This window comes from Capnocytophaga sp. oral taxon 326 str. F0382 (assembly GCF_000318295.1).
GTDB classification, from domain to species: domain Bacteria; phylum Bacteroidota; class Bacteroidia; order Flavobacteriales; family Flavobacteriaceae; genus Capnocytophaga; species Capnocytophaga periodontitidis.
Genome location: NZ_KB291433.1, coordinates 96,871 through 104,172, shown reverse-complemented (window position 1 = coordinate 104,172; position 7,302 = coordinate 96,871). Strand labels below are relative to the sequence as shown.

Below are 7,302 nucleotides of genomic sequence, written 5' to 3'. Positions count from 1 at the left end.
ACAAGCGGTTCAGTTCTTGTTGTAAATCGTATAAAGGCTTCATAATAATTGACAATTGATAATTAACAATTAACCCAAAGTCCGCATTAAAATAATTATTTGCTAATAAATTCTTGCTTTTGCGGATTGTTCCCCTTCGGGGGAACGGGGGCTTTTTAGCTATTGTATAATTTAGTATTAGTAGAGTAGTCTAATTACTTTCTCTGCTGTGATAAGTGAAAGTGGTTGCGCTGATAGCAATCCGCTGGCTACATCGTTGTGCATCATTACCACAAGGGAAAGCCCCTCGGCATTTGCTGGCAAAAACGACTTCAGATTGCCCGTTGGTGATACAGCGCCTTCCTCAATATCTCTTAGGGTGATAGCAAAACCATTAGCATCTTCTACTACCAAGTCCTCCCCTACTCTATAAGCCTTATGCAACGCCAAAAGCACTACAGGGTGTTTATCCATTAGCGGATTCTTAATAGTGTTCTTTACAGCCTTTATCGTCTCGGCAAATTGCCCCGAAGCAAAACCTTTCACTGTTGCAAGGTCAGCTTGTGATAGCGGACGCTCTGAAGCTCCATCAGCCTCCCAACGAATACGCGGATTGGTATCTCCAGGATAGATGTAAAGGTCTTTTAGTTGCAACACACTGAACACACTGTTGTCTTCTTTAATATACTTCGCAGCTTTATAAGGACGATAGTTCAACGTTTTATAGATTTTACCCGTTTTGAGATTGAGCCATACCCCCTCATCTACATACTCTTTGCGTGCCTCGTTGTCATAACTGTTGAACGACAATTGCACCAAAGAAGCATTCTCCTCATATTGCCCATACTGCATCAACTCAACAAGTTTCCACACATAGCCTATTTGCTCTTCAATTGCTGAAGACAGTTCAGGCGTTCCTTCTGGATCTTCCTTGCGCGCCTTAAGGTAGTCAGTAGCTTTTTTAAGCAAAGCCGAAAGATAGTTTAAGTTGTCTACCACCGCAGTATATTCCTCATTCTTTACTTCCTCAATAGAAAGCAACAGATTGTTGAAAGCCGTTTGAATACCTCCTATGTAGTAGTTTCCTAAGTCTTTTATCTGTGTTTTGAGAGTCGCACGCATTTTAGCATCCACTGATGAAAGCCCCGTATTCACCATATCGCGCAACAGCTTTTGGGCAGTTTCGATACCAGTGAGCTGGGCATCAACCTTCTTAGTGAAAGCCGCCTTATTCACCTTCTTAGGCTTCTCGGCTTTCTCTTTGATAGATTCCTTTTCTTGGGCTTTTTTCTCTTGTTTCTTCTCTATCTTCTCACGTTTAGAGAGAATGTCCTCAGGTACTTCTCCTTCGGTAAACTGACCTGCATTCGCTTCAAAACAGTAAAGCAAACCCACAGAGTGTTTACACGGAAACTGACGACTCGGACAGTTACAGCGGAATACAGGGTTATTAGGGTCTACATAATCGGCAGAGCAGTAGTAAGGATTCTTCCCACTCCCTGCGCATTCACCCCATATAAGGTTCTTTTCTGCGTTGATTTTTAAGTTGCTGAATTTGTTTTTCTTCACCAACTCACGCCCTTTTTTAGCCGCCTCAGCATTGGGGGCAAGCTCTTCAATCTTCTGTTGTGTTACTTCTATCATATTTTATATTGTGATTTTTATATACTTTAAAGCGCAAAGATACTAAAAACAATCTAAAAAGCAAGTATTACTCTTTTGAACTCTATCTAATATCAATCAACCATCCAAAGTGTGATTCTTCCTACAAAGCTCTATGTTCTTCAGGTACTTCATCATTAAAGGCTGAAATCGGAATAATATCCCCCGAAACAGGCTGTATAATCCGGATATCATCGCCATTGTTCCTATTTACATAAAGAATAATACGTTTCAAACCGAATAGAACTATCATATCCTATCCTTATCTCATAAAACTCTTCACCGTCAATAGTAGCAGTATCCGAAAAATAACTAATACCCCTCTTCCCCTCCGAAATCGTCTCTATATACTTAGCCACTCGTTTAGCCAAAGGCAAAGCAAGCACTCTATCCTCTGCTTCTTCTAAACTGATATAAGCCGAAGTATCTTTCACAACAAGTGAATCAACAGCAGGTGTAGCTTCCTTAGCCTTCTGACTACCAAACCATTGACAGCCAAAAAGACCACCAATACATAATAATAGCAAAATCTTTACCTTATTCATAATGTAACTTATTACTTAAAAAAGAGTGCACAAAAATATAATAAAATCTTCAATTACAAAATTTTACCCTTAAATTACCAATAAATTCACTCTTTTTCTTATTTTCTATTTATAAATATTTTGTACCTTTGCCCCCAATTTACAAATCAGCTAATATACAAATCGACAAATAAACACTATGTCTTTACAACAAGAAATACAAAAGCGCCGTACCTTTGGCATTATATCTCACCCCGATGCCGGAAAAACTACCCTCACCGAAAAACTTCTACTCTTCGGAGGGGCTATACAAGAAGCCGGCGCCGTAAAATCAAATAAAATAAAAAAAGGAGCTACCTCCGACTTTATGGAAATTGAACGCCAACGCGGAATTTCCGTTGCCACTTCAGTACTCGCTTTCAATTATAAAGAACATAAAATAAACATCTTAGACACCCCTGGTCACAAGGATTTCGCCGAAGACACCTTCCGCACTCTCACCGCCGTCGATAGCGTCATCGTAGTCATCGACGTCGCCAAAGGGATAGAAGAACAAACCGAAAAGCTCGTCGAAGTATGCCGTATGCGTAACATCCCTATGATTGTCTTCATCAACAAGTTAGACCGTGAAGGGAAAGACGCCTTCGACCTCTTAGATGAAGTGGAACAAAAACTCGGCTTAAAGGTAACACCACTGAGTTTTCCCATCGGAATAGGCTATGATTTCAAAGGAATTTATAACATTTGGGAGAAGAATATCAACCTATTTTCTAGCGACAGCCGAAAGAATATAGAAGAAACTATCGCCTTCAACGACATCAATAGCCCTGAATTAGAGAAGATAATATCCGAACGTTCTGCGGCAAACCTTCGTTCCGATTTAGAATTAGTATATGAAGTATACCCAAAATTCGATCGTGAAGCCTACCTCAATGGAGAGCAGCAACCCGTTTTCTTTGGCTCGGCACTCAACAATTTTGGCGTACGTGAGTTACTCGATTGCTTTGTCGAAATCGCCCCTTCACCACGTCCCAAAGCCAGCGAAGAGCGCATCGTAAACCCCGATGAACCCTCCTTCACAGGTTTCGTCTTCAAGATTCACGCCAATATGGACCCTAACCACCGCGATCGTTTAGCATTCGTGAAGATTGTTTCAGGCACTTTTGAACGCAATAAACCCTATTTGCACACACGCCTTGGCAAGAAGCTGAAGTTCTCCAGCCCGAATGCTTTCTTTGCCGAAAAAAAAGAAGTAGTGGATATATCTTATGCAGGGGATATTGTAGGCTTGCACGACACAGGGAATTTTAAAATCGGAGATACACTCACCGAAGGCGAAATGCTACACTTCAAGGGAATACCGAGTTTCTCTCCTGAACATTTCCGTTACATCAATAACGCCGATCCACTGAAATCCAAACAATTAGAAAAGGGCATCGACCAGCTAATGGACGAAGGCGTAGCACAGCTCTTCAAATTAGATTTCAATGGTCGCAAGGTCATTGGAACAGTAGGAGCGCTTCAATATGAGGTCATTCAATACCGATTGGAACACGAATATGGAGCGAAGTGTAGTTATGAAAACTTCCCTATCTACAAAGCCTGCTGGGTAGAAGCGCCCGAAAACCCTAAAGACCCCGAATATCTCGATTTCCTACGTGTAAAACAGAAGTTCTTAGCACGCGACAAACAGAATCAATTAGTCTTCCTTGCCGACTCCGCATTCTCTATCGAGATGGTAAAACAAAAATACCCGAACCTGAAGCTACACTTCACATCCGAGTACTAACCCTTGACACCTGTCCCCTGACACCTATTACCTACCCCCTGTTACCTGAATAAACGTTTCCTCCAAGTCTCTATGTTTATGGTTGATTTGGAGGATTTTCAATCCGTTCTCCTTAGCAAAGTCAAACACAACAGGGCGCATATCTTCCTCTGTGTCAAAGGTGATTTGATATAAGAAATCATATACATTCTGCGCTGCCGACACATTTGGCAAAGCACGTAAAAGGCGTTCCTCTACACGGAAATCGAACGCTACTTCTATCACTTGTTCCTTGCCTTGCAGCTCACTCATCTTCTTATCAAGCACTATATTGCCTTGGTGCAGTACGATTACCCTATCGGCAACCGCCTGAATTTCCTGCATAATATGCGACGAAAGCAAAACTGTCTTCTCTTTGCCAAGCTCCTTAATAATATGCCGTATCTCAACCAACTGATTTGGGTCGAGTCCTGTTGTTGGCTCATCGAGAATGAGTATCTCAGGATCGTGAATAAGAGCTGAAGCGAGTCCCACACGTTGGCGATAACCTTTCGAGAGTGCCTCTATCTTTTTATTGCTCTCTGGAGTGAGTCCCGTAAGGGCAATCACCTCCTCCACTCTACTCTTAGGCACGTTGGAATATAAGTCAGCGGTGAAGCGCAAATATTCCCTCACATACATTTCGGTATACAGAGGATTATGTTCAGGCAAATAGCCAATAGTCTTCTGTGCCTCAATAGGATGCTGAAGTATATCAATACCGTTAATAGTAACCGAGCCACTGGTAGGGATCAAAGCCCCCGTGATCATCTTCATTGTTGTAGATTTCCCTGCTCCATTAGGACCTAAAAAACCGGTAATTTCTCCCTTCTGGAGCTCAAAGCTAATAGCATTTACAGCCGTTTGCTGTCCATATATCTTTGTTAATTGATTGACTGTTACTGACATTTCATTTTATTTTGGGCTCAAAAGTACAATATTTCTTTATTCTAACAAATTATTTCTAAATATATTTTAATTCCTCCCACCACTCACACCACTCCCACCACTCCCACTACTCCCACCACTCCCACTACTCCCACCACCTGCCCGTGCGGATCGCACCTCCCACCGCTCCCATATTAATTGTTAATTATCAATTGTTAATTGTTAATTATTTTGTACCTTTGCCCCCTAATAAATCATTATATCACTTTTTTATGAAGAAAATAACACTTGTAATATTAGCTTTCTTATTGCTCACTCCCGTAGCAAGAGCTGATGAAGGAATGTGGTTTTTGATGTTCATCGAACGTCTCAACCAGAGAGATATGCAGAAGTTAGGATTACAACTCACTGCGCAAGAAATTTATAGCATCAATAACAACAGTCTCAAAGATGCTATCGTACAATTTAATGGAGGTTGTACAGCGAGTATCATCTCCAAAGATGGATTGGTACTCACTAACCACCACTGTGGTTATGGCAATATTGCCCAGCTTTCTACCCCCGAAAGCAACCACTTAAAGAACGGATTCTGGGCGCGTTCTCACGCCGAAGAACTCTCCCCTAAACAATCATTCGTCCGTTTCTTCGTCCGTATGGACAATGTAACCGATCGTATGTTAGCAGCTGTTACTCCCTCAATGAGCGAAAAAGAACGCGAAGCCGCTCTCAACCAAGAAATGTCTAAAATACAAAAAGAAAACAGCGAAGGTGGTAAATATGTAGTTTCTGTGCGTTCATTCTTCCAAGGTAATGAATATTATTACTTTGTATATCAAGATTTCAAAGATGTACGCCTCGTAGGTACCCCTCCTGAAAACATCGGAAAATTCGGTGGTGATACCGACAACTGGGAATGGCCTCGCCAAACAGGTGATTTCTCTCTCTTCCGTGTATACACTGATAAAGATGGAAATGCCGCCGACTATTCTCCTAACAACATTCCTCTTAAAGCCAAACGTTACCTTAAAGTGAGCCTCAAAGGCGTACAAGATAAGGACTTTGCGATGATTATGGGATACCCTGGACGCACCAATCGTTGGGAAAGCTCTTATTGGGTAGATCAAAAAGTAAAATATGCTTATCCTGCTTGGGTCGAAGCCTCTAAAACAGCAATGGATGCAATGAAACGCTATATGGATAAAGACGATGCCGTACGCTTGCAATACGCCTCTTTATACTCTCAATTAGCCAACTATTGGAAAAACCGCCAAGGTATGATTGATGCCCTTACAGCCCATAAAACAGCCGCTGAAAAACGCAAAACCGAAGCTATTTTTGGAAAATGGGCTAACAAAACCGAAAATAAAGCCGAATACGGCGAAGTGCTCAACACTTTGGCTAAATATTTTGAGAAGACAAACTTGCGCTCTGCCGATGAGAACTACGTGAGTATCTTGTCCCGCGCTTCTTTCTTTATCAAAATACCTTCCCTATACATCAACACTGTCGCTGCCGCCCAACGTGGTGGTATGCCCGAAACCGACTTGCAAAACAGAATTGACAACATCCTTGCTAATTACGATAAGATAAACGCTAATGTCGAAAAAGAAATCCTTGCTGATATGTTGCAACTCTATGCCAACAAGGGGAATAATGTACCTGCTTTGCTAAAAGATGTTAAAACCAAATACAAAGGTAACTTCCTCAAGTATGTCAATGAACTCTTAGCAGGTAGCATTTACCGCAGTAAAGAAGCCTTACAAGCTAATACACAACGCGATGTAGAAGAACTCTTAAAAGACCCTTTATTGCAACTCGCTGAAGCCCTTGTCGAAGACTTCCGTTCACCTTCTCAAGAGATTATAGACTTAGAAGATAGCTATGCCAAAGCCTACCGCAAGTTCGTAAAAGGAATGCGTGATTCTAAAATTAGCACAATCTTGTACCCTGATGCTAATTCCACCTTGCGCCTTACCTATGGTACAGTAAGTCCGTTGGCTGCCGATAAACGCAACCCCGATGTAAAAAAGAACTACTATACCACTTTCAAATCTTTAATGGCTAAATACAAAAAAGGCGACCCTGAGTTCGATATGTCTCAACGTATGCTCGACCTTTATAAAAAGAAAGAGTTTGGTAGATATATAGACAAAGATGGCTCTATGCACGTAAACTTCCTTACCAACAACGACATTACTGGCGGTAACTCTGGATCACCCGTGATGAATGGCAAAGGAGAACTCATAGGTCTCGCTTTCGATGGTAATATCGAAGCAATGGCAGGCGATGTAATTTTTGATAAACAACTACAGCGCACCATCAATGTCGATATCCGCTATGTACTTTGGGTAATTGATATTTATGCCAATGCTAAAAACATCATCAACGAAATTGAAACAGTACAATAAAGAGTAGAAATTAGAAATTAGGAGTTAGAGGATA

General features: G+C 41.4%; 5 protein-coding genes. 2 read left to right on the top strand and 3 right to left on the bottom strand.

Annotation, left to right across the window (positions count from 1 at the left end; genetic code table 11):
- Positions 1-177: 177 nt before the first annotated feature.
- Entirely contained in the window at positions 178-1,623 is a 1,446-nt protein-coding gene (locus tag HMPREF9073_RS10230) for an SWIM zinc finger domain-containing protein (protein WP_009413669.1), read from the bottom strand.
- A 224-nt stretch (positions 1,624-1,847) separates the two neighbouring features.
- Entirely contained in the window at positions 1,848-2,186 is a 339-nt protein-coding gene (locus tag HMPREF9073_RS10225; protein ID WP_009413668.1) for a hypothetical protein, read from the bottom strand.
- 178 nt (positions 2,187-2,364) lie between these two features.
- Here HMPREF9073_RS10225 and HMPREF9073_RS10220 point away from each other — a divergent pair, with 178 nt between their 5' ends.
- Entirely contained in the window at positions 2,365-3,954 is a 1,590-nt protein-coding gene (locus tag HMPREF9073_RS10220; RefSeq protein WP_009413667.1) for a peptide chain release factor 3, read from the top strand.
- A 27-nt stretch (positions 3,955-3,981) separates the two neighbouring features.
- On the opposite strand, the gene gldA is transcribed toward HMPREF9073_RS10220, so the two are convergent.
- Positions 3,982-4,881 (bottom strand): gliding motility-associated ABC transporter ATP-binding subunit GldA, encoded by a 900-nt coding sequence (gldA, locus tag HMPREF9073_RS10215; protein ID WP_009413666.1) that lies wholly within the window; start codon positions 4,879-4,881, stop codon positions 3,982-3,984.
- Positions 4,882-5,132: 251 nt separating this feature from the next.
- Here gldA and HMPREF9073_RS10210 point away from each other — a divergent pair, with 251 nt between their 5' ends.
- A complete protein-coding gene (locus HMPREF9073_RS10210) occupies positions 5,133-7,268 on the top strand; it encodes a S46 family peptidase (RefSeq protein ID WP_009413665.1) in 2,136 nt (711 codons plus the stop codon).
- The last annotated feature ends 34 nt before the right edge of the window (positions 7,269-7,302 follow it).